The sequence below is a fragment of the Tabrizicola sp. genome (assembly GCF_041913445.1).
Taxonomy (GTDB): Bacteria; Pseudomonadota; Alphaproteobacteria; order Rhodobacterales; family Rhodobacteraceae; genus Tabrizicola.
In genome coordinates this window covers 62,520-88,017 of record NZ_JAYSFG010000012.1, presented here as the reverse complement: position 1 = coordinate 88,017, position 25,498 = coordinate 62,520, and the positions used below count along the sequence as shown (strand labels likewise).

The window sequence follows — 25,498 nt, the reverse complement described above, 5'->3', positions numbered from 1 at the left end:
CCCTACTCCACATAGCTGCGCAGCGAGGCCCAGATACGATCGACGATGTCGAGGTATTCGGAGTCGCGGCGGATGTTGTCCACGCTCTTGTCGCGGAAGCTGGAGGGACGGATGATTTCCGACACCCGGCTGGGACGCGGCAGCAGGATGGCGATCTGATCCGAGACGTAGACCGCCTCCTCGATGGAGTGGGTGACGAAGATGAAGGTCTTCTTCTCGTTCTTCACCAGTTGCAGCAGGTCTTCCTGGAACTTGCGCCGGGTCTGTTCGTCGACGGCCGAGAAGGGCTCGTCCAGCAGCAGCACCTGCGCGTTGACAGAAAGCGCGCGGGCCAGGCCCACCCGCTGGCGCATACCGCCAGAGAGCTGATGGGGAAACTTCTTCTCGAACCCCGCAAGGCCGACCTCGCGGATGTATTTCTCGGCGATGGCCTCGCGCTCGGACTTGGCGACGCCGCGCAGTTCCAGCCCGAAGGCCACGTTGCGGATGACGCTGGCCCAGGGCAGAAGCGCAAAATCCTGGAAGACGAAGGACCGGTCCGGGCCGGGTCCGGTGACGCGCTGGCCGTTGACCTCGATCTCGCCCGAGGTCGCTGGCAACAGGCCCGCGATGATCTTCAGCAGCGTGGTCTTGCCGCAGCCCGAGGGGCCGAGAAGCGAGGTCAACTCGCCACGCGGGAATTCCAGCGACAGGTCCTTCAGTGCCTGAACGTCGCCATAGACCTTCGAGACATTGCGGACGGAAACGGCGCTGTCGGTCACGGCCTGCCGTGTCTCGGGCTTAATCGGCTGCATATCCACGGTTGTTCCCTTCAAAGAGGACGTTTTCAAGCTTCTCAAGCAGGTTCAGGAAGATCACTGCCAGAAGGATGATCGAGAAGATGGCCGCGTACATGCTGGGGTAGTCGGCGATGGAGCGGCTGTAGGTGATGATGTCGCCAACCCCGGTCGGCGTGATCTTCAGTTCGGACAGGATGGCCCCGATGAACCCGGCCGAGACGCCCAGGCGCAGGCCCGAGAAGATGACGGGCGAGGCTGCGGGAAGGATGATCTTCAACAGCACGTCCCGATCGCGGGCCAGGAAGGACGTCGCCATTTCCTTCAGCGAGGCCGGCGTGTTGCGCACCGCCGAGGCCGTGTTCAGCACGATGACGGGCATGGCCATGATGCAGACGACGAAGACCTTCGAGGTCAGGCCGATGCCGTAGACCATGACGAGGATCGGGATCAGCGCGGCCAATGGCGCTGCCTGCATGACGATGAAGATGGGCGAGAAGAGCCATTCGAAGCCCTTGCTGAGACCGATCCAGAGGCCCAGCCCAATTCCGAAGACGGCCGAAATCGCCACGCCCACCACCAGGGGCTGCAGCGTTTCGGCATAGGCCATGAAGATCGACCCGTCGAAGGTCATCCGGCCCAGGGCCGCCATCGAGTCGAGGAAGGTCGGGAAGGCATAGCTGACCGGAACGCGTCCGGCGATCTCCCAGGTCCCGAACACGATCAGGGCGGACAGGAGTTTCAGCAAGAGGGGACGGTGTCTGGTCACGTCGCGGTCCACCCGGCAAGAAGGGGAAGGCCGTCGGCAGTCGGGCTGCCGACGGTCGATCTGAAGTTACTGCGCCATTGCCGCGTCGAGGGGCGCGAAGTACCAGAAGTCCTCGGGGTTCAGCGTGGCCGGGTCGCCTTCCAGCTGGCCGGCCTCCACGAACCATTCCATGTCCGCCTTCGCCGCTTCGCGGCCGCCGCCGTTCGGGTCGTACAGGCCGCCAGCCACCGCTTCGGTGTAGAACCCGTCGATCTCGGCCAGGACTTCCTCGGGCAGCTGGCCGATCGGGCCATCCGGATTGGTCTCGCGGCGGATGATGGTCGGGTCCTTGGCCATGTCGGTCCAGGTGCTGTGCAGCGCCTTGACCAGGATGTTCACCGCCTCTTCGTTCTCCTTGATCCAGTCGAGGTTGGCGAACAGCGCTTCGTCGCTGGCCTTCACCTCGAACATCGGCAAGGAGTTGAAGCGGTCGCCAGCTTCCTCGATGATCTTGTTGCGGTTGGAAAGGTCGAGGATCGTGGCTTTGCCTTGCCCCGCCAGCAGCGCAAGCACGCGCTTGTCGGACCCCGGGACATAGGACCGCTCGCCGAAGGTGATGCCTTCCTTCTGCTCGATAACGTTGGCGATGGAGTCGGTGCCGCCCCCGCGCGAGTGCAGCATGATCGGCTGGCCGTCCAGGTCCTTCAGGGTTTCGAATTCCTTGGTCGCGACCGGGAAGAACACCAGTTTCGACAGCTGGAAGATGATCCGGACCGGCGCTTTGGACCGCTGCATGGCGGCGTAGGGGGTGCCGAACGCGATATCCATGTCGCCGCTCAGCACGGCCTGGATCGCCAGTTCCTCTTCTGCGAAAGCGGTCCATTCGTAATCCAGCCCGTTGGCCTTGGCGCGGTCGAGCGCGACGAAGAAGGCGGCCATCTCGTCCGAGGGCGGTTCGGCCAGGGCAATGCGGATCGTGTCGGCCTGCGCGGTCGACAAGGATACGCTGGCGGCAAGGGCAAGCCCTGCAAGTCTTCCGATAATGGCGTTCATGATTCTCCTCCCTGAGAATTCGGTTCACTGCCGGTTTTGCTCGGATCGGCCTCCTGTTCCCTCCGGTCCGGGCGGTCTGTCTTCTGCTTTCACACCTCTCCGAACAGCCGTCTGGCCACCGAGCCAAGATGCTTGCGCATCGCCTCGTAGGCCGCCCCGGGGTCGCGGTCGGCAATCGCCAGGGCAATCGCGTCGTGCTCGGGAAAACTGGAATGATCGCGCGAGGGGCGTTCGGTCTCTCGGGTCACGTTGCCCCAGGCCACCGCGCGCCGCACCTCGTTCAACTGGTCGAAAAGGGTCAGGAGAAGCAGGTTGTCGCTGGCCTCGGCGATCGAGCGATGGAAGAGATCGTCCTGGATCTCGTATTCCTTCCAGGTGCTTGCGTTCTTGGCGCCCTCGATGGCGCGGCGCATCTTCTGCAATGCCTCGGCCGACGCATTGACCGCGGCCTCGCGGGCGATCGCCGGCTCGATCGCCATGCGCGCCCGCATCATGCGGAATGGCGTCAACTGCCGGGCAAGGTCCACCATCGGGCTCGGCTGGTCGGCCCCAGCCTGGGGTGCGCCATCAGCCACGAAGGTTCCCTTGCCGACGTGGCGCCAGATCACTCCATCGCGTTCCAGCGCATCCAGCGCCTTGCGCAGGGTTGCCCGGGACAATCCAAGCTGGTCGGACAAGTGACGCTCGGGCGGCAGGCGTCCGCCGCCTGCAAAGCCGCCCTCCTTGATGAACTCGCGCAAGCGGGCCACCGGGTTCAGCACATCTGTTGTCTGATCGCGCATACAGTGCCCCTGATTGGTCAACCAATTACCCCATAAAGGGAACGCTAAGCCCCGATTGGTCAAAAATCAATCGAAAATTGGTACAAGGTAAGCCCGAAAATGCCGAACCAATTCGATTGATTTCAGACCGGTCCTGAGATAGCGTCCGCCGCAGACGTCCGCCCTGAAGAGGTAGAAAATGGCCGACTACGTGATCCCCGCCCCCAAGATTCCCTCGATTCCCGTCAGTGGCGGCGGGGAATTTCCCGTCCGCCGCGTCTATTGCATCGGGCGCAACTATGCCGCCCATGCGGTCGAGATGGGCCATGACCCGGATCGCGAGCCGCCCTTCTTCTTCCAGAAGAACCCCAACAACCTCGATTCGTCGGGAGAGTTCCCGTACCCGCCGCACAGCAACGACGTCCACCACGAGGTGGAATTGGTCATTGCGCTGAAATCCGGGGGCACGAACATCTCCATCGCCGACGCGCTCAACCATGTCTGGGGTTATGCGGTGTCGCTGGACATGACGCGCCGTGACCTGCAGGGCGAAGCGAAGAAGCTTGGCCGCCCGTGGGAGATCGGCAAAGCCTTCGAACGCTCGGGTCCCGTGGGGCCGCTGCAACCGGCCTCGCAGGTGGGCCATCCCGACCACGGACGGATCGAGCTGAAGGTAAACGGCGACCTGCGCCAGGAGGGCGACCTGAACCAGATGATCTGGAAGGTGCCGGAAATGATCTCCTACCTGTCGGAGTACTTCGAGCTGCAGGCCGGCGACGTGATCATGTCCGGCACCCCTTCGGGCGTGAACGCGGTGGTTCGCGGCGACACGATGGAGGCGAGCATCGAGGGGCTTGGCTCGCTGACCGTCAAGGTCGTCTGACCGTGCGGGGCGGAAGCGTCGACTTGGCGCTTTCGCCCCGCCGGCAAGCGGTTTAGGTTCCGCGACACGCTGTTGGGCGGTCGGTGCAGATGCCATCGCCTTGCCCGCGGCTTGGCGCCATAGACAACATCAGGGCTGCAAATGACCGATCGTTCCGTTCCCGACATCATCTACACAAAGGTTGACGAGGCCCCCCAGTTGGCATCGGCATCGCTCCTGCCGATCATCAAGTCCTTCGCAGCGGCGGCGGGCGTTTCGGTCGGGGTCCGGGACATCTCGCTTGCGGGCCGCATCATCGGCGCGTTCCCCGAACGCCTGACGCCCGCCCAGCGGCAGGAGGACGACCTGGCCGTTCTTGGCGAACTGGTCACCAAGCCCGAAGCGAACGTGATCAAGCTGCCGAACATCTCGGCCTCGGGTCCGCAACTGGTCGCCGCAATCAAGGAATTGCAGGGGCAGGGCTATGATCTGCCCGACTATCCCGAGGACCCGTCTACGCAAGAGGAAAAGGAAGCCCGCCGCCGCTATGACGCGATCAAGGGCTCGGCGGTGAACCCGGTCCTGCGCGAGGGCAACTCGGACCGCCGCGCGGCCGTGGCGGTGAAGAACTATGCCAAGGCCAACCCACATTCGATGGGGACCTGGTCGGGGGACAGCAAGACCCGCGTTTCGACCATGTCGGGTGGGGATTTCCGGTCGAACGAGAAATCCCGGACGCTGACCGAGGCGCAGGCAGGCGCCGCGCGGGTCGAGCTGGTGGGCAAGGACGGTTCGGTCACCCTGCTGAAGGACGGCGTGAAATACCTGCCCGGCACGGTGGTCGATGCTACCTTCATGTCCGTGAAAGCGCTGAAGACCTTCCTCGCGCGGCAGATCGACGAGGCCAAGGCGGAAGGCGTGCTCTTCTCGATCCACCTCAAGGCCACGATGATGAAGGTCTCGGATCCGATCATCTTCGGACATGCGGTCAGGGCCTTCCTTGCCCCGGTCTTCGAAAAGCATGGCGCGGCGCTGGAGGCCGCCGGGGTCGATCCGAACTCTGGTCTCGGCACGCTGCTGGACCGGGTGGGCACCCTGCCGAACGCCGCCGAGATCGAGGCCGACATCGCCGCCGTGATGCGGGACCGGCCCGCGCTCTACATGGTGAACTCGGACAAGGGCATCACCAACCTGCACGTTCCCTCGGACGTCATCGTCGACGCCTCGATGCCCGCGCTGATCCGGGCGGGCGGCAAGGGCTGGGGGCCGGATGGCAAGGCCGCCGACACCAATTGCGTGATCCCCGACAGCTCCTACGCCGCGATCTATGACGAGGCGATCAGCTACTTCAAGGCGACCGGCGCGCTGGACCCGTCCACGGCGGGCACGGTGCAGAACATCGGCCTGATGGCCCAGAAGGCCGAGGAATACGGCTCGCACCCCACCACCTTCGAGATCCCGAAGGACGGAACCGTGCGGCTGATCGCAGCCAATGGCGACGTGCTGCACCAGCACGAGGTCGAAGCCGGCGACATCTGGCGCGCGGCCGCCACGCGCAAGGCCCCGATCGAGGACTGGGTCCGCCTCGCCATCGACCGCCAGCGTGCCGAGGGGTGCCAGGCGATCTTCTGGCTGGACGCATCCCGCCCACATGACGCCGAGCTCATCAACTACGTCAAGCCGATCCTGCAGTCGGCCGGTGTTGCGGACCGGTTCCAGATCCTCGCCCCGCGCGAGGCGACGCGGCTCTCGCTGGAGACGATCCGCAAGGGCCAGAATTCCATCGCCGTTACCGGCAACGTGCTGCGCGACTACCTCACTGACCTGTTCCCGATCCTGGAACTCGGCACCTCGGCCAAGATGCTGTCCATCGTCAAGCTGATGAACGGCGGCGGGATGTTCGAGACGGGCGCCGGCGGATCGGCCCCGAAGCACGTCCAGCAGCTGGTCGAGGAGAACCACCTGCGCTGGGATTCGCTGGGCGAATTCTGTGCGCTGGGGGAAAGCCTGAAGTTCCTGGCCGACGTGAAGGGCAATGCCAAGGCGCGCGTGCTGGGCAAGGCGGTCGATGTCGCGACCCAGGGCGTCCTTGACCACGACAAGTCGCCGAAAGGCCGCGTGGGCCAGACCGACAACCGCGACAGCCATTTCTACTTCGCTCTCTACTGGGCCCAGGCCCTAGCCGCGCAGGCCGAGGACAAGGACCTCGCCGCGCATTTCGCGCCCATCGCCAAGGCGCTGGCCGAGAACGAGGCGAAAATCGTCGAGGAACTCGGCCGCGACCAGGGCAAGGCCGTGGATCTGGGCGGCTACTATCACACCGATCCGGCGAAGACCGAAGCGGTGATGCGGCCGTCGAAGACCTTCGTCGACATCATCGGCTGATCTGACGACCGCCAGACCCTGCCCGGCGGGGTCTGGCACAACGCATGGGGGACGCATGGCCTGGGCTCGGATCAGGACGGCTGACGAAGAAACCGTGACCGGCATCATCCAGGGCGACATGCTGCTGCCGCGGGCATCCCTTGGCAGCACGATCCCCGCCGGCGCACCGATCCCCTTGAAGGACGCAGCCCTCCTGGCTCCCTGCACGCCGTCCAAGTTCATCGGGTTGTGGAACAACTACCACGCCTCGGCCGAACGTAACGGCTGGGCGATCCCGACCCATCCGCTCTTCTTCCTCAAGCCCGCGTCCTCCATCGTTGGCGAGGGCGCAGAGGTGGTTCTGCCACCCTCGGCCGGGCGCGTGGTCTTCGAGGGTGAGCTTGGCATCGTCATCGGGTCACCGTGCAAGGCGGCTTCGGTCGAAGAAGCGGAGGCAGCGATCCTGGGCTACACCTGCGTCAACGACCTGACCTCACTCGATATCCTGAACGCTGATCCCGCCTTTCCGCACTGGACGCGGGCCAAGGGGTTCGACGGCTTCGGGGTGATCGGTCCCGTCATCGCCACGGGCCTCGACTGGCGACAGCTGACGGTGCGCACGTTGGTCAACGGACGCGAGCGGCAATCCTATCCGGCTGCTGACATGATCCTGTCGCCGCCTGAGATCGTCCGCCTCTTGTCGCAGGACATGAGGCTGATGCCGGGCGACGTGATCGCGGTCGGCACCTCGATCGGCGCGCGGCCGGTCAAGGGCGGCGACGTGGTGTCGGTCAGCATCGACGGCATCGGCGCTGTGACCGTGACGATGCGCGACGCCGCCTAGGCGCGGCCCCCCATCGCCCCGGACAGCGGCAGGACCAGCGCCACCGATGCAGGGCTCTTATGGCGACCTGTCCCCTCCAAAGGCTGGCCGTCACGCCTCGACGTCTGATCGCCACCTCGTTTGGCTGGCAGGGTAGGTGCTGGCGCCAAGGTCCAAGGCCAACTTATCTCTTGGGACTAGTCAGAAGCGGGCCATAAAGCACCGCAAAGCCACCGAAAGCCAGGACCCAGCCCACGGCCGAGATCGCAAGCAGGGCCGAGGCGGCAGTGGGCAACACACCGGCCATGATACGCGCAGCGACAGCCGTGGCGAGGGCAAGATAGAGAGCAGTCGTCCCAAGCCCGGCCGAAAGGGGCCGTCCGGTATGGCCAAGGGTCGCGCGGGTCATGACGGCCAGCGTCATCATCCCGATGGCCCCTGCCATCCAGAGATGTTGAGCGACGGCGGGGGCCACCTGGTCCGGGATGAAGATCGCCGCGGCCATGGTCAACGCGCCAAGCGGAAGGAAGAGATAGGCTGCGTGCAGGACCATGAGCAGAGGCTCGCGCCATGTCCGTATACCGGCCCAGCGGGAAAGGCGCACGATATGTGCCACTCCGGCAACGGCCAGAAGCGCAGCGGTCGGGTGGGCATCCGGCAGGGCGATCCAGGACAGCATGGCCAGAAGCAGCAACAGGAGCGCCACCTTGTCGAGGCGTTGCATCGGTGCGGCAGGCAGGTGCGCCTGGCCGGCGGGCTGGCGAACCAGCCAGTTGCGGGTGAAGGAGGGGATGATCCGGCCGCCGATCACCGCGACCATCATCAGCCCGGCGCCAAGACCGATGCGCAGGCCGATGCCCTGTGCCGCGATCTCGCCCCCGGCGGCCTGCCAGTGAAAAAGTGCATTGCCCAACGTGAAGACCGCCAGAAGCGCCAGGACGACAAGGTTGTGCCAGTTCCGCCCCCCCACGATCTCGCGCAGAAGGACGGCGGCAAGGACCAGGGGCAGCGCCAGGTCCGCAAGTGCGACGGCTAGCGGCGGAAGCCCGGAAGAGACCAGCACGACCACCCGCCCCAGAAGCCAGAGCGCGGCCATTGCGGCCAGCGGCCAACCGACGACGGGCAAGCGCCCGGTCCAGTTCGGAACCGCCGTCAAGAGGAACCCGGCCAATGCGGCCGAGAGATAGCCGAACAGGAATTCATGCGCGTGCCAGGACACCGGATCGAACGCGCTGGGCAGTTCGATCCAGCCGGTAAGGGCCGCCAGCCAGATCATCATTGCAACCGCTGCCCATATGCCCGCGCCCAGGAAGAACGGGCGAAAACCGTAGGAGAAAAGGGCGGGGCCGGTCCAGGCACGGACCTGTTCCGAGGTGGTGGCCATCACGAGGTTCCTTCCCTGACAAGTCGAAAGCCCAGGTGCGCCGGCGGCAGGCCCGAGGCACAGCCGCCGTTGGCGGGATCGCGGACAAGGAAAGACATCACCGATTCATGGATGCCGCCCAGAACGAAGGCCGGACAGTCCCCTGGCTTCGTGCGATATTCGTCGCTGTCGTAGCACTCCTGTGTCCATTCCCAGACGTTGCCGTCAAGGTCGACAAGCCCCGCAGCCGTCACCGAGAAGTCGCCCGTCGGATGCAGGGCCCGGTCGAAGGCGGGGGCCTCGACCATGTAGGCCGACGCCCAGCGAAGCTCGGGCGCCGTGAAGATCGGATCGGGGGTTTCTGGCAGCACCTCGGCGGCGATAGCGTACCATTCGGCCTTGGTGGGGAGCCGGTAGTCGGGGCCGGATCGCGCGTTAATCCAGGAAAGATATTCCTGCGCATCCAGGTAGCTGATCCCCGTCGCAGGATAGTCCGGTCCGGTACCGGGATCGGCGAGCGCCAGCGTGCAGCCGCCATCCGCGTGACAGGCGGCCCAGTCGCGAAGCGTGACCTCGGACCGCTGGACCTCCAGCGTTTCGCCGTTGGGCAGGTCGACCGCGACAAGGTCGACCGGATGGGCCTGGGGACCCCCCTGCCAAAGCAGGACGGCCCCCAGACTTGCCCCCACCACCAGACCGCCCAGGCCAAGGGACGCAAGGCCTTTCCGGGACATGGCAACGGGAAGCATGGCGTGTTCCTTTCTCAGGTCGCGAAGCTGTAGGGTTTGACGACCTGTTCCATCAGGGCGTTGTTCCATTCGCCTTCCACGACGAAATGCGCGGTGGCTCCCAGAAGGACGGCCTCGATCAGGTTGTGGTTGACGTAGGCGTAGACGCCCGGCTGCTCGAAGGTGTACATCGCCGCCCCCGAGGACCCGCCGCGGATCAGCCAGGTTTCCAGGTTGGTCGCCGGGGCGTCGTTGAACGATCCCGCCTCCCAGACATAGTTGCCGTGGCCGCCGATCAGGTGGGGCCGGGTGTCGCGGTTGGCCTGGTTGTGGATCATCAGCACCGTGGACCCGACCTTGCTGCGCAGGGCCTTGTCCCCGGTCAGCGCCCCCACCGCGCCGTTGAAGACCGAGTGGGTGGGCACCAGCGTCCGCATCGCCTCAAGGCTGTCGGCATAGTCGTCGCCGGCGACGGCGTATTTCTTGAAGCTGCCGTCCTCGTTCCGGGGCAGGTAGTAGTCCTGCTCGCCGATATAGGCGATCTCGTCATAGCGCAGCGGGTTGCCCTTGCCGTCCTTCAGCCCGTCGCGGGGCAGTACCATCACGGTCCCGTTCATGCCGTGGCAGACGTGGTAGGGGATCATCTCGCCGCCCGGGGCGCAGTGATAGGTGAAGACGCCCGGTTTGGTCGCCTTCCAGCGCAGGACGGTTTCCTCGCCGGGGAAGACATGGGTCAGGCCACCGCCACCCAAAGCGCCGGTCGAGGCGTGGAAGTCGATGTTGTGCTCGAAGACGCTGTCCACCGGGTTGCGCAGGGTGACTTCGACATAATCACCCTCATGGGCGATGATCAGCGGGCCGGGGACCGAGCCGTTGTAGGTCAGCGCCCAGATCTCGGCGCCCGTGTCGGGATCTATGGTCATCAGCTTTTCGGTCGTCTCGAGCGTGATCTCGATGATCTTCGGGCCACCAGTCGCCACCTGTTCATGTGCGGGGGCGAAGGGCGGGGCGACCAGCTCCTGCTTGACGCGGGTATAGCCCGACAGGTCCACCGGCGGGGCCTTGCTGATCACCTCTGCCTCGGCCTGCAACAGACGCTCGGGGACGCGGGGCAGCATCGGCATCGGGCCGTGCGGCGCGCGGGCCTGGACCTGGGCGGCACCGGCACCGAGGGCGGCCGCGCCGGCGGCGACGAGCGAGCCGCGCAGGATCGAGCGTCTGCTGGCAAGGGCGCGGCCAAGGTCGGGTAGCTGGGTCATGATCGTTACTCCGGGGAAAGATTGCAGGGTATCAAAGTCCGGCGAGGGCGGCTTCCAGCCGTTCCTTGGCCTTCTTGGGCAGGCGGCCTTCCAGGAAGGTCGCGGGCGGGGCGGCTTCGTCACCGACGGCGACGACCATCACCATGCCCATCGCGAAATGCGGCTTGCAGCGGATGCCGTAGAAGCCGGGGGCGTCGAAGGTGACCTCGATGTCCTTGTTCAGATCGCCGACGAACTCGGCCGCACCCTCCGGCAGCATCCCTTCGATCGTCTCGGCGTTGTGGCTCTTGTCGGTCGCGATGAACCGGACGGTGTCGCCGGGCGCGATCCGGACGGCGGCGGGCTCGAACACCATCGCGCCGTCGGTGCCCCTGTTCAGCATCTTCACCTCGACCGTATCGGCAAAGCCGGCCCCCGCGAGGGCAAGGCCAAGGGCCAGGGCGCTTGTCATTTGACGCAACATCTTGTCTTCCTTCTCTGGGCATCTTGGTTGAGGGAAGATTACCCCCACAGCGCCCGGGCGACTTTGCGCGGGCACAAACTTCGCCACGGTTCCGTGCCGGGCGCTTGGCAGGAAAGGCACGCGACGGTGGGAAAGTTGCTGGATGAAAGCCTGCTCGCAGGTCTGCCGCCCTTTCTGGGCCTGGAGCGTGCAGAGTTGCGCCAGATCCTGGACGAGGCGGTCTCGCAGCGCCATGAGGCCGGGGCCAACGTCTTTTCCGAAGGCAGCCCGGCGACGCAGTTCTTCCTGCTACTGGACGGCCATGTCCGCGCGCAGCGAACCACGCGGAACGGCGATCAGGTCATCCTCCACCAGATTCCCCCGGGCGAGCTGTTCGGCATCGCGCGCGCGATGGGGCTGGACAGCTATCCGGCATCGGCGGTCGTCGTGGCGGAAAGCATCGTGCTGGCCTGGCCGATGCGGCTGTGGGAGCCGTTCATGGCCCGGTTCCCGAGCTTTGCCAAGGACACGTTCCGAACGGTTGGCGCGCGGATGCATGACAAGAACGACCGGATTATGGAGATGGCGACGCTCGCGGTCGAACAGCGCATCTCGAGCGCGCTGCTGCGGCTGGTGAACCAGTCCGGCCGCAAGACCGCAGAGGGCATCGAGATCGACTTCCCGATCACCCGTCAGGACCTGTCCGAGATGAGCGGTACGACCTTGCACACGGTCAGCCGCACGCTCAGCGCCTGGGAAAAGGCCGGGGTCGTGCAAAGCGAACGCAAGAAGATCACCGTCCTGCAGCCGCACCAACTGGTGGTTCTGTCGCAGCCGCAGAGCTGACGGCGGCCCGAAGTTCGGCCAGGAGAGTTCCAGGGTCGATCCCGTATTCCTCGCAGGCATCGTCGACCGTGTGGAACGGGCCGATGACGCAGCCAACGCACAGCATCCCACGCGCCAGGAACACCGGCACGGTGGCCGGCCAGCGCCGCATGATCTCCGCCAGCGGCAGGTCGGGGTCGTCCAGTCTTGGTGCCCGCATCGCCTGATCCTCCATTGCCGGCAGATTGCCCCGAACAATCCCCGCAAACGTTGTTCCCGCGCAAACTCGGCAAAGGCGCCAAGGGGTAGGTCTTCCCGGATGGATAAGTGTGAGGGACGCCGACAATGGCCGAAATACTGACCAAGACACGGGCGCGAAACATCTTCTACGGCGGGTCGATCTTCTTCGTCGTGGTCTTTGTCGCGCTGACCGTGGACAGCCACCGCTACATCGTCACCACCTCGACAGCCGGGATGCCGCTGTCCGAAGCCGTGGTGGCGGGTAAGCATGTGTGGGAACGCAACTCCTGCATCAACTGCCACAGCCTGCATGGCGAAGGCGCCTACTTCGCCCCCGAAGTGGGCAACGTGATGACACGCTGGGGCGTGCAGGACGACCCGGACGGGGCCTTCGAGACGCTGAAAGGCTGGATGGAGTCGCAACCCTCCGGGATCGAGGGCCGGCGCCAGATGCCGAACTTCAACCTGACGGACGAGGAAATCCGCAACCTGGCCGAGTTCCTCCGCTGGGCAGATCAAACCGACACTCAGGGCTGGCCGCCCAATGACGCAGGCTGAGGAGACGACACGATGAAATACCAATCCCAAAAGGTGGCGCTGGCCTATTTCGCCTGTGCGCTGCTTCTGTTCGCCGTCCAGGTGATGGGCGGGCTTCTTGCCGGCTGGATCTACGTCTCGCCCAACTTCCTGGCCGAGATCCTGCCCTTCAACGTCATCCGCATGATCCACACCAACGCGCTGATCGTCTGGCTGCTTTTGGGCTTCTTCGGATCGGCCTATTTCCTTCTGCCCGAAGAGGCCGAGCGCGAGATCTATTCGGTCAAGCTGGCCTATATCCAGCTGGCGCTCCTCATGGTCGGCACCCTGGGCGCGGTCGGCAGCTACCTCGTCGGCATCCACGAGGGGCGCGAGTTCCTGGAGCAGCCCCTCTGGGTCAAGATCGGCATCCTGGTCGCGGCGCTGATGTTCCTCTTCAACATCTCGATGACCTTCCTCGCGGGCCGCAAGACCGCCGTGACCAACGTGCTTCTCCTGGGCCTCTGGCTGCTCTGCCTGCTCTGGGTCTTCGCCTTCATCAACCCCGACAACCTCAGCCTCGACAAGATGTACTGGTGGTTCGTCGTCCACCTTTGGGTCGAGGCGACCTGGGAACTGGTGATGGCCGCGATCCTGGCCTTCCTGATGCTGAAGCTGACGGGCGTCGACCGCGAGGTGGTGGAGAAATGGCTCTACATCATTGTGGCCACGGCCCTGGTCTCGGGCATCCTTGGCACCGGGCACCACTTCTACTGGATCGGCACGCCGGGCTACTGGCAGTGGATCGGCTCGATCTTCTCGACCTTCGAGATCGTGCCCTTCTTCCTGATGATGTCCTTCGCCTTCGTCATGGTCTGGAAGGGCCGGCGGAACCATCCGAACAAGGCCGCGCTCCTGTGGTCGCTGGGGTCCTCGACGGTGGCCTTCTTCGGCGCCGGGGTCTGGGGCTTCCTGCACACGCTGCACGGGGTGAACTACTACAGCCACGGCACGCAGATCACCGCCGCGCATGGTCACCTCGCCTTCTACGGCGCCTATGTCGCACTGAACCTCGCGGTCTTCACCTATGCCATGCCGATGCTGCGGGAACGCGCGCCCTACAACCAAGTGCTGAACATGGCCTCGTTCTGGCTGATGACCGGCGGGATGGCTTTCATGACCTTCGTTCTGACCTTCGCGGGCACGGTCCAGACGCACCTCCAGCGCGTCATGGGGATGTACTACATGGAGGTGCAGGACGGCCTGTCGCTCTTCTACCTGATGCGCTTCGGCGCGGGGGCTGCCGTGGTGGCCGGGGCACTGCTCTTCATCTACTCGCTGGCCTTCGCCCGCAAGGAAGAGATCGTCGCCCCCGGTCCGATCACCGCTGTTGCGGGGGAATAGGCCATGAACGCCCATGTCCACGCCAGCCTTCCGCACTACCGCCCGACCGGCCGCGAATGTGAGCTGTTCCAGCTGGCCCATGCCAACCGTCTGCCCCTTCTTCTGAAGGGGCCGACGGGCTGCGGCAAGACCCGCTTCGTCGAGCATATGGCCGCGCGCACCGGCCTGCCGCTCCATACCGTCGCCTGCCACGACGACCTTTCCGCCGCGGACCTGATTGGCCGCTACCTGATCAAGGGCGGTGAGACGGTCTGGGTCGACGGCCCCCTGACCCGCGCGGTGCGGACGGGGGGGATCTGCTACCTCGACGAGGTGGTAGAGGCCCGCAAGGACGTGACCGTGGTCCTGCACCCCCTGACCGACAGCCGCCGCACGCTGATGATCGACCGGACGGGCGAGGAGTTGCAGGCACCGGACAGCTTCATGCTGATCGCCTCCTACAACCCCGGCTACCAGAGCGTTCTGAAGAAGCTGAAGCCCTCGACCCGGCAACGGTTCCTGTCAATCGCCTTCGACTTCCCCGACGCCGCAGCGGAGACAGCCGTCATCGCGCGCGAATCCGGTCTTGACCCGGCCCGGTCGGGGGCGCTGGCCCGGCTGGCCAGGCACATCCGCGCCCTGTCCGGGATGGACCTGGAAGAAGGCGTCTCGACCCGGCTTCTGATCTACGCCGCCGCGCTGATCCAGGGCGGCACCAGCGTCGACGCGGCGCTGGAAGTGGCGGTGGTCCAGCCCCTCAGCGACGATCCCGAGGTACAGACCGCACTCCGCGACCTGATCTCCACGGTCTACGGATGATGGACCTCTCGCTCCATTCCCTGATCGAGCCGGAGGAGACCGTCGGCACGATCTGGCACGGCATCGTCAGCGGGCTGGACCGGCCGGACCATCCTGACGCGGGCGTAAGCTTTGCCGAGGTCCATCGCAGCGCCAGCTTCCTCTTCCGGGCACTGGGCGGCGCTGCCTCGGTCGAAATCCTGCCCGCCGCGCCCGACCGGGCGACGACCGCGCTTGCCAGCTTCGACGGCGCGCACCTGCGGCTCCCGCCGTCGATCGCGCTGTTCGACAGCCGCGCCATGAACCGCCGGGCCTATCTCTGGCTGGTTGCGCAGGCGGTGCTGGAGCCTGCCGAGATCCCGCTCCGCTGCCCTGGCCTTGCGCAGCTTGCCACGCCGGACGCGATCCGCCTGCACCGGGCGGACGCCGGCTCCGGCCCTTCGGCCACCGACAGCGACGAGGCGACCCCCGCCGCATCGGCGCCACCCACCGTGGCAGGGCGCAAGCGAGGCCTCCGTCGCGACCTCGACCAGGCCAACCGCCGCGACAGTTTCATCGTCCACCGCTTCGAGGCGATCCTGAGCTGGGTCGAGAACCTGAACCTCAACCGCGCGGTCCAGGATGACGACCAGGAAAACGCCCAGAAGGCCGCCGACGACCAGGACGTGATCGGCCTCTCGCGCCACGACCGCCGCGCCGCCACCCGGTTGCGCTTGCACCTGGACCTGTCCCCGGCGGAAGCCGAACACGAACGGCTGGCCGACCGCTTCACCTACCCGGAATGGAACCACCGCGCTGCGAGCTACATGCCCGACCACTGCGTGGTGCTGGAACGCGAGGTGACCCCCGACCCCGCGGGCTTCACCCCCGACCCGCGCCACGCCCGCGCGGTCCGCCGCCAGTTCGAGGCGCTGCGCCCGCGCCGCATCTTAAACCCGCGCCAACTGGACGGGGCCGAGCTTGACCTAGACGCGGTCGTGTCCTCGCAGGTCGACCGCCGCGCCACCGGGCAGGGCAGCGACCGCATCCACATCGCCACCCGCAAGATCGAGCGTGACCTCTCCGTCGCCTTCCTGATCGACTGCTCGCGCAGCACCGAGGCGGCGGTGGTTGAAACCTCGGTGATCGAAGTCGCGCGCCAGACGCTGGCCGCGATGGCGGGCGGGATCGACGGGCTGGGCGACCGGTTTGGCATCTGGGGCTTTTCCTCGATGCGGCGGAACCGGGTCTTCATGCACCGCTGCAAGGCGTTCGACGAACCGATGGGGCGGCCGGTGATCGACCGCATCGGCGGTCTGAAGCCGGGCCACTACACCCGGCTTGGCACCGCGATCCGGCATGTCTCGGCCGAGTTGGCCAAGGAAAGCGCCAGCCGCAAGCTTCTGGTGGTGCTGACCGACGGCAAGCCCAACGACCTTGACCACTACGAAGGCCAGCACGGGATCGAGGATAGCCGCATGGCCGTGCGCGAGGCTCGCCGCAGCGGCCTCGCACTCCATGGCGTGGTCATCGACGAGGACGGGCAAAGCTGGTTCGCCCGCATCTTCGGCGCGCACGGCTTTTCACTTCTCTCCAGCCCGGCACGGCTCACCGCCGCCCTGCCGGACCTCTACCGCACCCTTACCGAAGGACAATGATCCATGGAACGCGTCCGAAACCTGTCCGCACTGCTATTCCTCGCCCCCTTGGTCCTGGCACCTCCCGCCTTTGCCGAGCCGTTCCAGCGCCCCATGCCCGCGGCCCAGACCGCCACGGTCGAACTGTGGTTCGCCCTCGCCGCGCTGGCCTTCGCCGCCACCCTGGTCGCCGTGCAGTGGCTGGTTTCCCGCAGATGACCGAACGCCGCCGGATCCTGCTGATCTTCGCCCTGCTTTACCCGCTTGGCGCCGGGGCCGTGGCGATCAACGCCTTCTTCGCGTCGCTGATTGCCTCCGCGCTGGGCGCACGGGTACTGACGCCAGCAGAGGCCTGCATCGCCGGCCTTCTGCTTGGTTTTCCGGCCACCTATGCATTCGCCGGCCACATCGCCACCCTGATCAAGCAGGCAGATGCCGAAGAGTAGTCGCGGCACCTCGACGCTCGCATCGAAACCACGGCAGGGAAGTCCGCAGCGCTTCGTAACCATGGGTCGGCGGATAAAGGTCCGCTTTCCGCCCGCGCCGGCATCGTTTCCATGTCAGTCGCCGGGACTGGTTTGATCCGCATTGGATACGGACAGGCTGTCACGAATTGCCGTAAGCACTTGCCCGTCGATGCCATGGCCAAGGCCATCGAACACCGTCAGCTGCGGGGTGGCGCCCGCGTCGTGCAGCCAGGTTTCCGTCGCGCGGGCCGCTGCTGGCGCAATGACCGGATCCTCCGCGCCGTGCAGCAGCGAGATGCGTGGCCAGGCGCTGCGCGGACTGACCTGTCCCGCGAGCCGACCTGAAACCGCGATGATACCCGCCACTGGAAGACCCGCGGCGACCGCGTGCAGCGCCATTATCGCGCCTTGGGAAAAGCCGATCAGCAGGCTGTCGCGCGGATCGCCAAGGCTTTCGATCAGGCGGGCAAAGGCTGGCAGCGCTTCGGCGACACGGCCGGGGCGGTTTGCTTCTGTCACCCCCTTGACCGAAAACCATTGCCGCCCCGGCCCCATGTCGAAAGGATGCGGGGCATCGGGAAACGCCGTAGGCTGCGGCAGCGCGAGAGCTTCGGCCAGCGGATGCATCGCCGCGCCGCTCGCTCCAACGCCATGCAGGAAGATCACCTGCCGATAGGAGGGGCTCATCTGACAGACTCCAGAAGGGCCGTCACGTGGTCAGGCCCGATGGGCACGATGCCCGAGGGGTTGAGCGCCTTGATCGAGTAGTAGCCGGCCTTGATGTGGTCGAGGTTGACGGTCTCACGCACGCCGGGCAGGCGCAGGACGCGCTCCATGTAGGCCGAGAGGCGCGGGTCATCGGCGATGCGGCGCCGGTTGGTCTTGAAGAGGCCGTGATAGGCCGCATCGAAGCGGATCAGGGTCACGAACAGCCGAATGTCGGCCTCGGTAAAGCGGGGACCGAACAGGTAATCTCCGGTCAGGTGATCCTCGAGTTGTTCGAGCATGGCGAACACGCCCGCCGCCGCCTCGTCATAGGCGCCCTGGCTTGAGGCGAAGCCGGCCCTGTAGACGCCGTTGTTCAGCCGGTCGTAGAGATCTGCGTTCAGCACATCGATGTCGGCGGCAAGGTCGGCGGGATAGAGGTCGGGCCTGCCGGGCACCAGGTCGACAAAGGCAGTATTGAACATCCGCAAGATATCGGCACTTTCGTTGCTGACCATCGTGTCGGTCGCCTCGTCCCACAGCACCGGAACCGTGGCGCGGCCGGTATAATCGTCATCGGCGCGGGTGTAGAGTTCATGCAGATGCGCGGCGCCATGCAGCGGGTCGGCGTCGGACCCGGGATAGCCGCCAAAGCCCCAGCCCTGCGCTGTCAGCACCGGGTTGACCACGGTGACCGGGATCAGGTCCTGCAGCCCTTTCAGCTTGCGGGCGATCAACGTGCGCGAGGCCCAGGGACAGATCAGCGCGACATAAAGACGGTAGCGCCTGGCCTCGGCCTTGAAGCCGCCCTTGCCGGTGGGCCCGGGCGCCCCATCCGCGGTGATCCAGTTGCGGAACGAGGACTGCTGACGGACAAACCGCCCTTCGCCGTCCTTGGCCTGCACGGGGTGCCAGTCTGCCGTCCATTTGCCATTCACCAGCATAGGGCGTCTCCTTCGGGTGTGGGGGTTGGCCGCGCCGGGGGGGCCGGCGCGGCAGGGGGCGAGTTACGCGTATTGGCCGCGGGTCGCATGCTTGCTGGACGGAACCAGCGCATGGGCACCGTCACCAAGTGCGGCCAGCGCGGCCTGCACGATGGCCCACATCACCGGGTATTCCCAACCACCATTCGGGTTTGACCAGTTGAAACCGGCGCCGCCGTGGCCGAAGAATGCCGCCCCAAGCAGAACCGGCACCAGTGCCAGCGACACGATCCGGGCCTTGATCCCGAGGATCAGGGCAAGGCCGCCCGCGATCTCGACCAGCATAGTCAGGTAGCCGAGCGCACCGGGAAGGCCGATGCTCTCGAAGTAGCCGGCGGTCCCGGCGGGCGTGAAGACGAAAAGCTTCACCAGGCCGTGGACTAGGAACAGCGCACCGGTCGTCACGCGGAGGGCGAGGATGCCGTAGGAGGCAGTGTTGTTGTCGATCATGGTCTTGGTCCTTTGGATGTGGGGTTAGCGGGAAAGCCAGACCGGCGCGATCTGGGTGCCTTGCCCCAGCATGTAGCCGAACTGGATGTTCAGATAGGCGAGCGGCTCGATGTAGCGGGCGTTCAACAGCGGGCCGGCGTCGCGGGCATCGAAGCCAGCGTCCTTGGCGAGTGCGATGACGGAGGCCTTAGCATCGGCATCGTCGGCGGCGACAAAGGTCTGCACCGGGGTATCCCCGAAGTTCAGCCCCTGGTCGTAGACCTGAGCAAAGACCGTGTTGAAGGCCTTTACCACCTTCGCACCGGAAAGCGCCTTGGCGATCTCCTCGGCGGCCGAGCTCTCGTGCCCGACCTTCAGGCCCGAGAAGTCCTCCTTCACCGGGTTGGTCACATCGACCACGATCTTCCCGGCGAAATCGGCGACCTCGGCCAGACCTGCCGCCGCGCCATAAGGCACCGCCAAAATCACCACATCCGCTGCCGCGACCGCTGGGGGCACCTCGGAGGCATTGACCGACAGGCCTCGTGCCGCAAGTTTCACCGCAGCCTCCGCGCCGCCCTTGCGGTCGGATACCGTGACCTCATTCCTGCCGTTTGCCAGAACCGAGGCGAGCCCTGCACCGATGCCGCCGGTTCCGATGATTGCGATCTTCATTTCCGTCTCTCCAACTTTCGGCCTTGCGACCATCCTGGGCGCCTTGGTCATGCCGGGAATATGCGTCGTGCCGCGCCTGGCGAAAATGGCGAAGGTGTGGTATGACTTTCGCCAACATGTTCTAAAATGGGCAAACGATGGATCTGGTCGACGGCATGCGCGTCTTTGTGGCCTCGGTGGAAACCGGCTCTTTCTCGGGGGCGGCCATGCGGCTTGGCATCTCGCCCAAGCTTGCCTCGAAATACATGGCCGAACTGGAGGCACAGCTTGGAGCGCAGCTTTTGCACCGCACGACGCGCCGCCTTGGCCTTACCGTCGCGGGCGAACAGCTGATCGCGCAAGTGTCTGACTGGCTGGATCAGCTTGACGAGATGAAGAACAGCGTGCGTGAGGAACGGCGCGGCCTATCGGGCACGATCCGGGTTTCGGCGGCCGTGACGCATGGCGAGATGTTCCTCGCCCCCCTCTTGCGTCGTTTCCGCGAACCGCACCCCGACCTGACCATCGACCTGCGCCTGTCGGACCGTTTTGTCGATCTGGCGGGCGAAGGGATAGACGTGGCAATCCGCATCGGCCGGCTGGACGATTCCGCGCTGATGGCGCGCAAGCTGGGCCAAATCCGCCTGATGCTGGTCGCTTCACCCGGATATCTTGCGCGTACCGGTCGACCTGAATCCCTGAACGATCTGACCCGCCATGCGTGCATACGGGATACGAACCTGCGCGGCGACGGCGCCTGGCCGCTGACTGAAGGCGGGCAGATGCACAGGGTCGCGATCTCCGGACCTTATCTGGTCAACAGCGCCCGCGTCGCTCGCGACCTTGCGATCGAGGGTCAGGGCATTGCGCTCTGCCCTGACTACGTCGTGCAGGCCGGCATCGAAAAGGGCGACCTGGAGCATGTGTTGCCGCATGTCTGCGGGCCGCAGCTCGACATCCACGCTGTCCATCTTCCGCAACGACGAATGGCCCGCAGGACGCGGGCGTTGATGGATTTCCTCGCCCGCAATCTTGCGAGTCATGGGACTGCAGAAACATGAGTCTTAAACTTGCCAACAATGCAATGTTCGCATCTCATAGGCGGGAACATAGACGTTAAAGCTGCTTGCCTGCGCCGGTTGAATGGATGGATTCGATCCAATCACTTAACCGCCGCTGAAAGGAAATAAAGTCACAAGATGACCCGCGAATCTGTCGTCCGTCGTCTGGCAGCCATCCTCGCAGCGGATGTCGTCGGCTTCTCACGGCTGTGCCGACTGGACGAAGCCGGGACCTTGGCGAGGTTGAGGCAACTGCGCATCGAACTCATCGAACCGAAGTTCTCTGAGCATGGAGGCAGACTGTTCAAGACAATGGGTGACGGTCTTCTGGCTGAATTCCCCAGTGTGGTTTCGGCGGTGTCATGCGCAGCTGAAATTCAAACGGTGCTAGCCGAACGAAACAGTCGCATTGAAGTGGATCAAGCGATCTGCCTTCGGATTGGTGTCAATCTGGGCGACGTGATCGTTGAAGGAGACGACGTTCTTGGAGATGGGGTCAACGTCGCAGTTCGTCTCGAAAGCATCGCACCGCCCGGAGGGATCGTGGTTTCGCGCAGGGTACGGGAAAACACCGGGAACCATCTGGACCTCGACTTTGTGGATTACGGAACGCACCTGCTCAAGAACCTTGCGACCCCGATCAAGGTCTTCCGTATTGCCTTGCCGGGCCAAGCAGGAAGAGTGAAGGCTTCTGGCCCGATATTACAGGTACAGCAATACGGTCCACGACACCCGGCTCACGCTTCGCTTCGCCCAGGAGGCAGTCGCTGCGGACCCCGAATATGCAGAAGCATGGGCCCTGATCGCAGCCTCCCAGATTGCTTTGTACGAAATGACGGGTGCGGAGGAGACGGGCGTACTTGCGGCGACGAGGGCACTCGAGCTGAACCCGGATCTCGCTATCGGACTTGCGACAATGGGCCGGGTCATGTGCGGGCTGGGCAGATATGATGAGGCTTTCGCAGCACATGAGCGATCTTTGGCGATCAGTCCGGATTCGTATGAGGTAAACTTCCTCTTTGGCCGAACCTGCACCGAACTCGGGTGTGCAGACTTGGCAATTCAATACCATGAACGCGCTGCCGCCTTGTCGGAAACCGAATTCCTGCCTTTGGCACTCGCCATCCAGAGCTACAACGCCCTGGGAAATCGGGACAAGGCACGGGACACCAGTCGCAGGGCGCTTGCCCGAATTGAGGCGGCCATTCTTAAGCGGCCCGACGATACGAGCGCACTCTTTCACGGGGCCGCTGTTCTTGCTGATCTTGGCGACCGGCATCGCTCGATTGAGTGGGCCAACCGTGCCATCACGATCGCACCTGACGAGGCAAGAGGTCTCTATCTGCTCGCTTGTACATTTGCGCTTTTGAACGAGCCCGAATCTGCGCTGGATTACCTTGAGAAATCGCTAAAACACATGCAGGTGAGATTCCTGACTTGGGTTGAGAATGACAGTGATCTCGACAGCATCCGCGACCATCCCAGGTATGGGCGGCTTGTCGAAAACATGCGCTCAGGTGCGGAGAGACCGAAAGGCATCGTGTGATTATGCCGCACGCCTGTCAGTCGATTTCGGCGTCGCGGACGATTCCGCCAGGATCGCGTTTTCCTAGACGGCCCATGACGGCCGGCTTGCCTGGGGACTGACGCGACACTAAGCTCCCTTACCCGAACACCAGGCCGCCGTCGACGACAAGGTTTTGCCCCGTTACTGCTCTTGCCCATGGCGATGCGAAGAAAAGCACGGCATCAGCAAGGTCCTCGGGCGTCGTGACACGCCCCAGCGGGGTCTGTGCGGCCACGATGTCGAAGACGGCCTCAGGTGTTGCGCGGCTGGCATCGGTCGTCCGCAGCAGGCCGCCGGACACCATGTTCACGTTCACGCCCATCGGCCCCAGTTCCTTTGCCGCCGTACGGGTCAAGGCAAGCAACGCCCCCTTGGCGGCAGTATAGTCGTGATAGGGCACGACAGGGTTCTGCAGCAGGTTGGTCCCGATCGTGATCATCCGCCCAAAGCCTTGGGCTTTCCAATGGGGCTGTAACGCCTGCATGCAATGTAATGCGCCGCCCACGGCGGTTGCGGTCTGCGCCGTGATCTCGTCCCAGGTCAGCCGGTCCAGATGCGACCGTGCCTCGCCATTGAACGAGAAATCCGCCAGCGCATTGTGCACAAGCACATCCGGTGTACCGAGGATTCGGGTGATTTTGGCCATCATCGTGGCGACCTGCGCAGTGTCGGTCACATCTGCGCCAAAGGCTGCCGCCCGGGGGGCGAGCGAGGCTGCCAGAGCGTCTGCCTCGGTCTTGCTGTGGCGGTAATTGATGGCGACGCGCGCCCCCTCGCGGGCGAAGGCCCGGACGATCGCCGCGCCAAGCCCGCGGCCTCCGCCGGTGACGAGGACGGTCAGGTCAGAGAGCGGACGAGTCATCTGGTGGATCCTTCGAAAAATGCGTGGAAATGGTGGGTCGGGCCGTGGCCCTGGCCGACGGACAATGCATCCGCTGTGGCGATGGCGCGGGCGACATAGGCCTTGGCAACGCTGGCTGCTTGTGAAAGCGGCATGCCTTGGCCGAGGCGGGTTGCAAGGGCCGAGGACAGGGTGCATCCGGTGCCATGTGTCCTTTGCGTCGCTTGGCGCGGGCCGGGCAGCCAGAGCATTCCGTCGGCCGTGGCCAAAAGATCGGGGCAGGCCCCGCCCGCCAGATGGCCGCCTTTCAGCAGCACAGCCTTTGGACCAAGGGCCAGAAGTGCGCGCGCCTGTTCTTCCATCCCCGTTTCCGACACGGCCTCGTCTTGCCCCAGAAGATCCGCTGCCTCAGGCAGGTTGGGGGTAATGACGCTGGCTTGAGCGAGCGCATCGCGAAGGGCCGCCACGGCATCGGCCCGCAGCAGGCGGTCGCCGCCCTTGGCGACCATCACAGGGTCAAGCACCACGGGCGCATCAAGTCCGGCCAACGCGGCGAAAACCGCGGACACCATGTCGGACGTGCCCAGCATGCCGATCTTGACGGCATCGATCCGGATGTCGGCACGCAAGGCCGCGATCTGTTCCGCGACGAAGGCGGGTTCGATCATCTGCACCGCGCTCACGCCCCGGGTGTTCTGCGCGGTCAGGGCGGTGATCGCTGCCATGGCATAGCCGCCATTGGCCGAGATCGCCTTGATGTCGGCCTGAATGCCCGCGCCGCCCGAAGGATCGGACCCGGCTATGGACAGGATGTTCGAGATCATGATGCGTTCCATTCCGCAAGAAGGGCTGCTGTCGCGGCCTGCGGGTCCGGCGCGCGCGTGACCGCCGAGACGACGGCCAGACCGACCGCTCCGGCGGCCCGCAACGCATGGGCATCCCCGGGACCGATGCCGCCGATGGCAAAGGTCGGCAGCCGCGCCGCCGCGACGATGGCCGCCAACCCTTCAAGGCCGATGGGCGTGGCGTGATCGGGCTTTGTCGCGGTGGCACGGATCGGACCCGCGCCGATGTAATCGACCACTGGCGGAATCCGCCGCGCCTGATCCACGGTTTCGATCGACAGGCCCAGCAGCATCCCTGGCGGCAGGCGACGGCGGATCTCATCCACGTCGCCATCACTCTGGCCGATGTGCAAACCATGCGCCCCCGTTTGAAGGGCGACCTCGACACGGTCGTTCACGATCAGCTTTGCCCCGAATGCCGCGATGCGGGGCAGAAGCTGTGCCACCAGGGCCGCCATCTCGGCATCCGTCGCGCGCTTGTCCCGGATCTGGATCAGCCCCGCCCCGCCCCGCGCCGCTGCAAGGGCCTGCTCGACGACGGGCAGGGGCGCTTCGGGATCGGTGATGACATAGACGGGTCCAGTCATGCCGCGACCACCCTTGCGCCATGGTGCAGGTCATCAGGCGTCAGCGCGTGCAGCGCATCGAGGAAGGCGGTCTGGAAGCTTCCCGGTCCGCCAGCGCCTTGCGCCGCCCTCTCGCCCGCCAGCCCGTAATAGGCCAGCGCCGCCACAGTCGCGCCAAGCCGTTCCTGTCCGGCGATAAAGGCCGCAATCACACCGTTCAGGGAACACCCCAGCGCGGTCACGCAGGGCATCAGGGCATGTCCATTCAACACCCAATAGGCCGATGTCCCGTCGGTCACGAAATCGACCGGACCAGACACGGCGACCACTGCCCCCGTCCGGCTGGCCAAGCCGCGCGCCGCAGTTTCGGCAGCTTCCACCGGATCGGCGGCATCGACGCCGCGCCCCTGTCCGCCAAGCCCGGACAGGGCGATGATCTCGGAGGCATTGCCTCGGATCACGGTCGGGCGCAGCAGCAGAAGGCGGGCACAGACCTCCTGCCGGAAGCGGGTCGCACCGACGCCGACCGGATCGAGCACCCACGGCCGTCCGGCTGCGTTCATCGTGCGGGCAGCGATTTCCATGGCTTCGGCCCATGCAGGGTCCAATGTCCCGATGTTGATGGTCAGCGTCTGCGCAAGCCCGGCGAACTCGGCCACCTCTTCGCGGGCATGCACCATGGCAGGGGATGCGCCCGCCGAAAGCAGCACATTGGCCATGATGTTCATGGCAACGTAATTCGTGATGTTGTGCACCAATGGCGCCGTGGCGCGCATCTGATGAAGGAAGGTGCCGGTCTCGATCATGGTTTCCTCCCGCCGAC

At 65.2% G+C, this 25,498-nt stretch carries 30 protein-coding genes; 13 read left to right on the top strand and 17 right to left on the bottom strand.

The features are described 5' to 3' along the window. Positions 1-2 precede the first annotated feature (2 nt). From ACE3Q6_RS14395 to ACE3Q6_RS14380, 4 genes are all read right to left on the bottom strand, one after another. A complete protein-coding gene (locus ACE3Q6_RS14395) occupies positions 3-794 on the bottom strand; it encodes an ABC transporter ATP-binding protein (RefSeq protein ID WP_374433661.1) in 792 nt (263 codons plus the stop codon). After that, positions 781-1,545, bottom strand: a complete 765-nt coding sequence (locus ACE3Q6_RS14390) for an ABC transporter permease (RefSeq protein WP_374433659.1) — start codon at positions 1,543-1,545, stop codon at positions 781-783. The genes ACE3Q6_RS14395 and ACE3Q6_RS14390 overlap by 14 nt, the downstream gene beginning before the upstream one ends. Positions 1,546-1,611: 66 nt before the next feature. Further along, a complete protein-coding gene (locus ACE3Q6_RS14385) occupies positions 1,612-2,577 on the bottom strand; it encodes an ABC transporter substrate-binding protein (protein ID WP_374433656.1) in 966 nt (321 codons plus the stop codon). Positions 2,578-2,666: 89 nt separating this feature from the next. Beyond that, entirely contained in the window at positions 2,667-3,359 is a 693-nt protein-coding gene (locus ACE3Q6_RS14380) for a FadR/GntR family transcriptional regulator (protein WP_374433654.1), read from the bottom strand. A 178-nt stretch (positions 3,360-3,537) separates the two neighbouring features. On the opposite strand from ACE3Q6_RS14380, the gene ACE3Q6_RS14375 reads away from it, so the two are divergent. The 3 genes from ACE3Q6_RS14375 to ACE3Q6_RS14365 all read left to right on the top strand — a co-directional run bounded on the left by ACE3Q6_RS14375 (position 3,538) and on the right by ACE3Q6_RS14365 (position 7,408). Then, the gene (locus tag ACE3Q6_RS14375; RefSeq protein WP_374433651.1) at positions 3,538-4,221 is read left to right on the top strand and encodes a fumarylacetoacetate hydrolase family protein; all 684 of its coding nucleotides are present in this window, start codon (positions 3,538-3,540) and stop codon (positions 4,219-4,221) included. A 141-nt stretch (positions 4,222-4,362) separates the two neighbouring features. Next, positions 4,363-6,585, top strand: coding sequence for an NADP-dependent isocitrate dehydrogenase (locus ACE3Q6_RS14370; RefSeq protein WP_374433648.1), 2,223 nt, complete (start codon positions 4,363-4,365; stop codon positions 6,583-6,585). A 55-nt stretch (positions 6,586-6,640) separates the two neighbouring features. Continuing rightward, positions 6,641-7,408, top strand: a complete 768-nt coding sequence (locus ACE3Q6_RS14365; RefSeq protein ID WP_374433644.1) for a fumarylacetoacetate hydrolase family protein — start codon at positions 6,641-6,643, stop codon at positions 7,406-7,408. A 163-nt stretch (positions 7,409-7,571) separates the two neighbouring features. On the opposite strand, the gene ACE3Q6_RS14360 is transcribed toward ACE3Q6_RS14365, so the two are convergent. The 4 genes from ACE3Q6_RS14360 to ACE3Q6_RS14345 all read right to left on the bottom strand — a co-directional run bounded on the left by ACE3Q6_RS14360 (position 7,572) and on the right by ACE3Q6_RS14345 (position 11,188). Then, the gene (locus ACE3Q6_RS14360; protein WP_374433640.1) at positions 7,572-8,771 is read right to left on the bottom strand and encodes an NnrS family protein; all 1,200 of its coding nucleotides are present in this window, start codon (positions 8,769-8,771) and stop codon (positions 7,572-7,574) included. Then, on the bottom strand, positions 8,771-9,484 hold the full coding sequence (locus tag ACE3Q6_RS14355; protein WP_374433635.1) for a formylglycine-generating enzyme family protein: 714 nt from the start codon (positions 9,482-9,484) through the stop codon (positions 8,771-8,773). The genes ACE3Q6_RS14360 and ACE3Q6_RS14355 overlap by 1 nt, the downstream gene beginning before the upstream one ends. Before the next feature lie 29 nt (positions 9,485-9,513). Further along, the gene (nirK, locus tag ACE3Q6_RS14350; RefSeq protein WP_374433746.1) at positions 9,514-10,596 is read right to left on the bottom strand and encodes a copper-containing nitrite reductase; all 1,083 of its coding nucleotides are present in this window, start codon (positions 10,594-10,596) and stop codon (positions 9,514-9,516) included. A 172-nt stretch (positions 10,597-10,768) separates the two neighbouring features. Beyond that, on the bottom strand, positions 10,769-11,188 hold the full coding sequence (locus tag ACE3Q6_RS14345) for a pseudoazurin (RefSeq protein ID WP_374433632.1): 420 nt from the start codon (positions 11,186-11,188) through the stop codon (positions 10,769-10,771). Between the two features lie 147 nt (positions 11,189-11,335). Between ACE3Q6_RS14345 and ACE3Q6_RS14340 the strand changes: the two genes are divergently transcribed. Next, complete coding sequence (locus tag ACE3Q6_RS14340; RefSeq protein ID WP_374433630.1) at positions 11,336-12,025, top strand: Crp/Fnr family transcriptional regulator; 690 nt, start codon at positions 11,336-11,338, stop codon at positions 12,023-12,025. Here ACE3Q6_RS14340 and ACE3Q6_RS14335 read toward each other — a convergent pair. Beyond that, entirely contained in the window at positions 11,973-12,224 is a 252-nt protein-coding gene (locus ACE3Q6_RS14335; protein ID WP_374433627.1) for a DUF1858 domain-containing protein, read from the bottom strand. The genes ACE3Q6_RS14340 and ACE3Q6_RS14335 overlap by 53 nt on opposite strands. Positions 12,225-12,349: 125 nt before the next feature. Between ACE3Q6_RS14335 and ACE3Q6_RS14330 the strand changes: the two genes are divergently transcribed. The 6 genes from ACE3Q6_RS14330 to ACE3Q6_RS14305 are packed head-to-tail and all read left to right on the top strand — an operon-like array spanning position 12,350 to position 17,003. Then, entirely contained in the window at positions 12,350-12,802 is a 453-nt protein-coding gene (locus ACE3Q6_RS14330; RefSeq protein WP_374433623.1) for a cytochrome c, read from the top strand. Between the two features lie 12 nt (positions 12,803-12,814). Beyond that, positions 12,815-14,164: a cbb3-type cytochrome c oxidase subunit I gene (locus ACE3Q6_RS14325; RefSeq protein WP_374433619.1), complete on the top strand. Its 1,350-nt coding sequence runs from the start codon at positions 12,815-12,817 to the stop codon at positions 14,162-14,164. A 3-nt stretch (positions 14,165-14,167) separates the two neighbouring features. Next, positions 14,168-14,962 carry a CbbQ/NirQ/NorQ/GpvN family protein gene (locus ACE3Q6_RS14320; protein WP_374433616.1) on the top strand — a complete coding sequence of 265 codons (795 nt, stop codon included), beginning with the start codon at positions 14,168-14,170 and terminating at the stop codon, positions 14,960-14,962. Further along, a complete protein-coding gene (locus ACE3Q6_RS14315; protein WP_374433743.1) occupies positions 14,962-16,578 on the top strand; it encodes a nitric oxide reductase activation protein NorD in 1,617 nt (538 codons plus the stop codon). Before ACE3Q6_RS14320 ends, ACE3Q6_RS14315 begins: the two co-directional genes overlap by 1 nt. A gap of 3 nt (positions 16,579-16,581) precedes the next feature. Further along, the gene (locus tag ACE3Q6_RS14310) at positions 16,582-16,776 is read left to right on the top strand and encodes a hypothetical protein (RefSeq protein WP_374433613.1); all 195 of its coding nucleotides are present in this window, start codon (positions 16,582-16,584) and stop codon (positions 16,774-16,776) included. Then, positions 16,773-17,003 (top strand): NnrT protein, encoded by a 231-nt coding sequence (locus tag ACE3Q6_RS14305; RefSeq protein WP_374433611.1) that lies wholly within the window; start codon positions 16,773-16,775, stop codon positions 17,001-17,003. Before ACE3Q6_RS14310 ends, ACE3Q6_RS14305 begins: the two co-directional genes overlap by 4 nt. A gap of 114 nt (positions 17,004-17,117) precedes the next feature. Here ACE3Q6_RS14305 and ACE3Q6_RS14300 read toward each other — a convergent pair whose 3' ends face one another. The 4 genes from ACE3Q6_RS14300 to ACE3Q6_RS14285 all read right to left on the bottom strand — a co-directional run bounded on the left by ACE3Q6_RS14300 (position 17,118) and on the right by ACE3Q6_RS14285 (position 19,816). After that, positions 17,118-17,690, bottom strand: coding sequence for a hypothetical protein (locus ACE3Q6_RS14300; RefSeq protein WP_374433608.1), 573 nt, complete (start codon positions 17,688-17,690; stop codon positions 17,118-17,120). A gap of 17 nt (positions 17,691-17,707) precedes the next feature. Next, positions 17,708-18,673, bottom strand: a complete 966-nt coding sequence (locus ACE3Q6_RS14295; RefSeq protein WP_374433590.1) for a glutathione S-transferase family protein — start codon at positions 18,671-18,673, stop codon at positions 17,708-17,710. Between the two features lie 63 nt (positions 18,674-18,736). Further along, entirely contained in the window at positions 18,737-19,162 is a 426-nt protein-coding gene (locus ACE3Q6_RS14290; RefSeq protein WP_374433585.1) for a DoxX family protein, read from the bottom strand. Positions 19,163-19,186: 24 nt separating this feature from the next. After that, the gene (locus ACE3Q6_RS14285) at positions 19,187-19,816 is read right to left on the bottom strand and encodes an NADPH-dependent F420 reductase (protein ID WP_374433582.1); all 630 of its coding nucleotides are present in this window, start codon (positions 19,814-19,816) and stop codon (positions 19,187-19,189) included. A gap of 137 nt (positions 19,817-19,953) precedes the next feature. On the opposite strand from ACE3Q6_RS14285, the gene ACE3Q6_RS14280 reads away from it, so the two are divergent. The 3 genes from ACE3Q6_RS14280 to ACE3Q6_RS14270 all read left to right on the top strand — a co-directional run bounded on the left by ACE3Q6_RS14280 (position 19,954) and on the right by ACE3Q6_RS14270 (position 22,402). Then, entirely contained in the window at positions 19,954-20,856 is a 903-nt protein-coding gene (locus ACE3Q6_RS14280) for a LysR family transcriptional regulator (protein ID WP_374433575.1), read from the top strand. Positions 20,857-20,994: 138 nt separating this feature from the next. After that, positions 20,995-21,807, top strand: coding sequence for an adenylate/guanylate cyclase domain-containing protein (locus ACE3Q6_RS14275; protein WP_374433572.1), 813 nt, complete (start codon positions 20,995-20,997; stop codon positions 21,805-21,807). Further along, complete coding sequence (locus tag ACE3Q6_RS14270; protein WP_374433753.1) at positions 21,689-22,402, top strand: hypothetical protein; 714 nt, start codon at positions 21,689-21,691, stop codon at positions 22,400-22,402. Before ACE3Q6_RS14275 ends, ACE3Q6_RS14270 begins: the two co-directional genes overlap by 119 nt. Positions 22,403-22,520: 118 nt before the next feature. Here ACE3Q6_RS14270 and ACE3Q6_RS14265 read toward each other — a convergent pair whose 3' ends face one another. From ACE3Q6_RS14265 to thiM, 4 genes are read right to left on the bottom strand one after another with little or no spacing between them, the layout of a single operon-like run. Further along, positions 22,521-23,285 carry a 3-oxoacyl-ACP reductase gene (locus tag ACE3Q6_RS14265; protein WP_374433571.1) on the bottom strand — a complete coding sequence of 255 codons (765 nt, stop codon included), beginning with the start codon at positions 23,283-23,285 and terminating at the stop codon, positions 22,521-22,523. Beyond that, positions 23,282-24,088: a bifunctional hydroxymethylpyrimidine kinase/phosphomethylpyrimidine kinase gene (gene thiD, locus ACE3Q6_RS14260; RefSeq protein WP_374433741.1), complete on the bottom strand. Its 807-nt coding sequence runs from the start codon at positions 24,086-24,088 to the stop codon at positions 23,282-23,284. Before thiD ends, ACE3Q6_RS14265 begins: the two co-directional genes overlap by 4 nt. Then, positions 24,085-24,696 (bottom strand): thiamine phosphate synthase, encoded by a 612-nt coding sequence (gene thiE, locus ACE3Q6_RS14255; RefSeq protein ID WP_374433566.1) that lies wholly within the window; start codon positions 24,694-24,696, stop codon positions 24,085-24,087. The genes thiD and thiE overlap by 4 nt, the downstream gene beginning before the upstream one ends. Next, a complete protein-coding gene (gene thiM / locus ACE3Q6_RS14250) occupies positions 24,693-25,481 on the bottom strand; it encodes a hydroxyethylthiazole kinase (RefSeq protein WP_374433550.1) in 789 nt (262 codons plus the stop codon). The genes thiE and thiM overlap by 4 nt, the downstream gene beginning before the upstream one ends. Positions 25,482-25,498 lie beyond the last annotated feature (17 nt).

Excerpts from the sequence above, each read along its gene's own strand:
- ACE3Q6_RS14395 (WP_374433661.1), bottom strand. The coding sequence starts at position 794 with ATGCAGCCGATTAAGCCCGAGACACGGCAGGCCGTGACCGACAGCGCC.
- ACE3Q6_RS14385 (WP_374433656.1), bottom strand. The coding sequence starts at position 2,577 with ATGAACGCCATTATCGGAAGACTTGCAGGGCTTGCCCTTGCCGCCAGC.
- ACE3Q6_RS14380 (WP_374433654.1), bottom strand. The coding sequence starts at position 3,359 with ATGCGCGATCAGACAACAGATGTGCTGAACCCGGTGGCCCGCTTGCGC.
- ACE3Q6_RS14375 (WP_374433651.1), top strand. The coding sequence starts at position 3,538 with ATGGCCGACTACGTGATCCCCGCCCCCAAGATTCCCTCGATTCCCGTC.
- ACE3Q6_RS14370 (WP_374433648.1), top strand. The coding sequence starts at position 4,363 with ATGACCGATCGTTCCGTTCCCGACATCATCTACACAAAGGTTGACGAG.
- ACE3Q6_RS14365 (WP_374433644.1), top strand. The coding sequence starts at position 6,641 with ATGGCCTGGGCTCGGATCAGGACGGCTGACGAAGAAACCGTGACCGGC.
- ACE3Q6_RS14360 (WP_374433640.1), bottom strand. The coding sequence starts at position 8,771 with ATGGCCACCACCTCGGAACAGGTCCGTGCCTGGACCGGCCCCGCCCTT.
- ACE3Q6_RS14355 (WP_374433635.1), bottom strand. The coding sequence starts at position 9,484 with ATGTCCCGGAAAGGCCTTGCGTCCCTTGGCCTGGGCGGTCTGGTGGTG.
- nirK (WP_374433746.1), bottom strand. The coding sequence starts at position 10,596 with ATGCTGCCCCGCGTCCCCGAGCGTCTGTTGCAGGCCGAGGCAGAGGTG.
- ACE3Q6_RS14345 (WP_374433632.1), bottom strand. The coding sequence starts at position 11,188 with ATGACAAGCGCCCTGGCCCTTGGCCTTGCCCTCGCGGGGGCCGGCTTT.
- ACE3Q6_RS14335 (WP_374433627.1), bottom strand. The coding sequence starts at position 12,224 with ATGCGGGCACCAAGACTGGACGACCCCGACCTGCCGCTGGCGGAGATC.
- ACE3Q6_RS14330 (WP_374433623.1), top strand. The coding sequence starts at position 12,350 with ATGGCCGAAATACTGACCAAGACACGGGCGCGAAACATCTTCTACGGC.
- ACE3Q6_RS14325 (WP_374433619.1), top strand. The coding sequence starts at position 12,815 with ATGAAATACCAATCCCAAAAGGTGGCGCTGGCCTATTTCGCCTGTGCG.
- ACE3Q6_RS14320 (WP_374433616.1), top strand. The coding sequence starts at position 14,168 with ATGAACGCCCATGTCCACGCCAGCCTTCCGCACTACCGCCCGACCGGC.
- ACE3Q6_RS14315 (WP_374433743.1), top strand. The coding sequence starts at position 14,962 with ATGGACCTCTCGCTCCATTCCCTGATCGAGCCGGAGGAGACCGTCGGC.
- ACE3Q6_RS14310 (WP_374433613.1), top strand. The coding sequence starts at position 16,582 with ATGGAACGCGTCCGAAACCTGTCCGCACTGCTATTCCTCGCCCCCTTG.
- ACE3Q6_RS14305 (WP_374433611.1), top strand. The coding sequence starts at position 16,773 with ATGACCGAACGCCGCCGGATCCTGCTGATCTTCGCCCTGCTTTACCCG.
- ACE3Q6_RS14295 (WP_374433590.1), bottom strand. The coding sequence starts at position 18,673 with ATGCTGGTGAATGGCAAATGGACGGCAGACTGGCACCCCGTGCAGGCC.
- ACE3Q6_RS14290 (WP_374433585.1), bottom strand. The coding sequence starts at position 19,162 with ATGATCGACAACAACACTGCCTCCTACGGCATCCTCGCCCTCCGCGTG.
- ACE3Q6_RS14285 (WP_374433582.1), bottom strand. The coding sequence starts at position 19,816 with ATGAAGATCGCAATCATCGGAACCGGCGGCATCGGTGCAGGGCTCGCC.
- ACE3Q6_RS14280 (WP_374433575.1), top strand. The coding sequence starts at position 19,954 with ATGGATCTGGTCGACGGCATGCGCGTCTTTGTGGCCTCGGTGGAAACC.
- ACE3Q6_RS14275 (WP_374433572.1), top strand. The coding sequence starts at position 20,995 with ATGACCCGCGAATCTGTCGTCCGTCGTCTGGCAGCCATCCTCGCAGCG.
- ACE3Q6_RS14270 (WP_374433753.1), top strand. The coding sequence starts at position 21,689 with ATGACGGGTGCGGAGGAGACGGGCGTACTTGCGGCGACGAGGGCACTC.
- ACE3Q6_RS14265 (WP_374433571.1), bottom strand. The coding sequence starts at position 23,285 with ATGACTCGTCCGCTCTCTGACCTGACCGTCCTCGTCACCGGCGGAGGC.
- thiD (WP_374433741.1), bottom strand. The coding sequence starts at position 24,088 with ATGATCTCGAACATCCTGTCCATAGCCGGGTCCGATCCTTCGGGCGGC.
- thiE (WP_374433566.1), bottom strand. The coding sequence starts at position 24,696 with ATGACTGGACCCGTCTATGTCATCACCGATCCCGAAGCGCCCCTGCCC.
- thiM (WP_374433550.1), bottom strand. The coding sequence starts at position 25,481 with ATGATCGAGACCGGCACCTTCCTTCATCAGATGCGCGCCACGGCGCCA.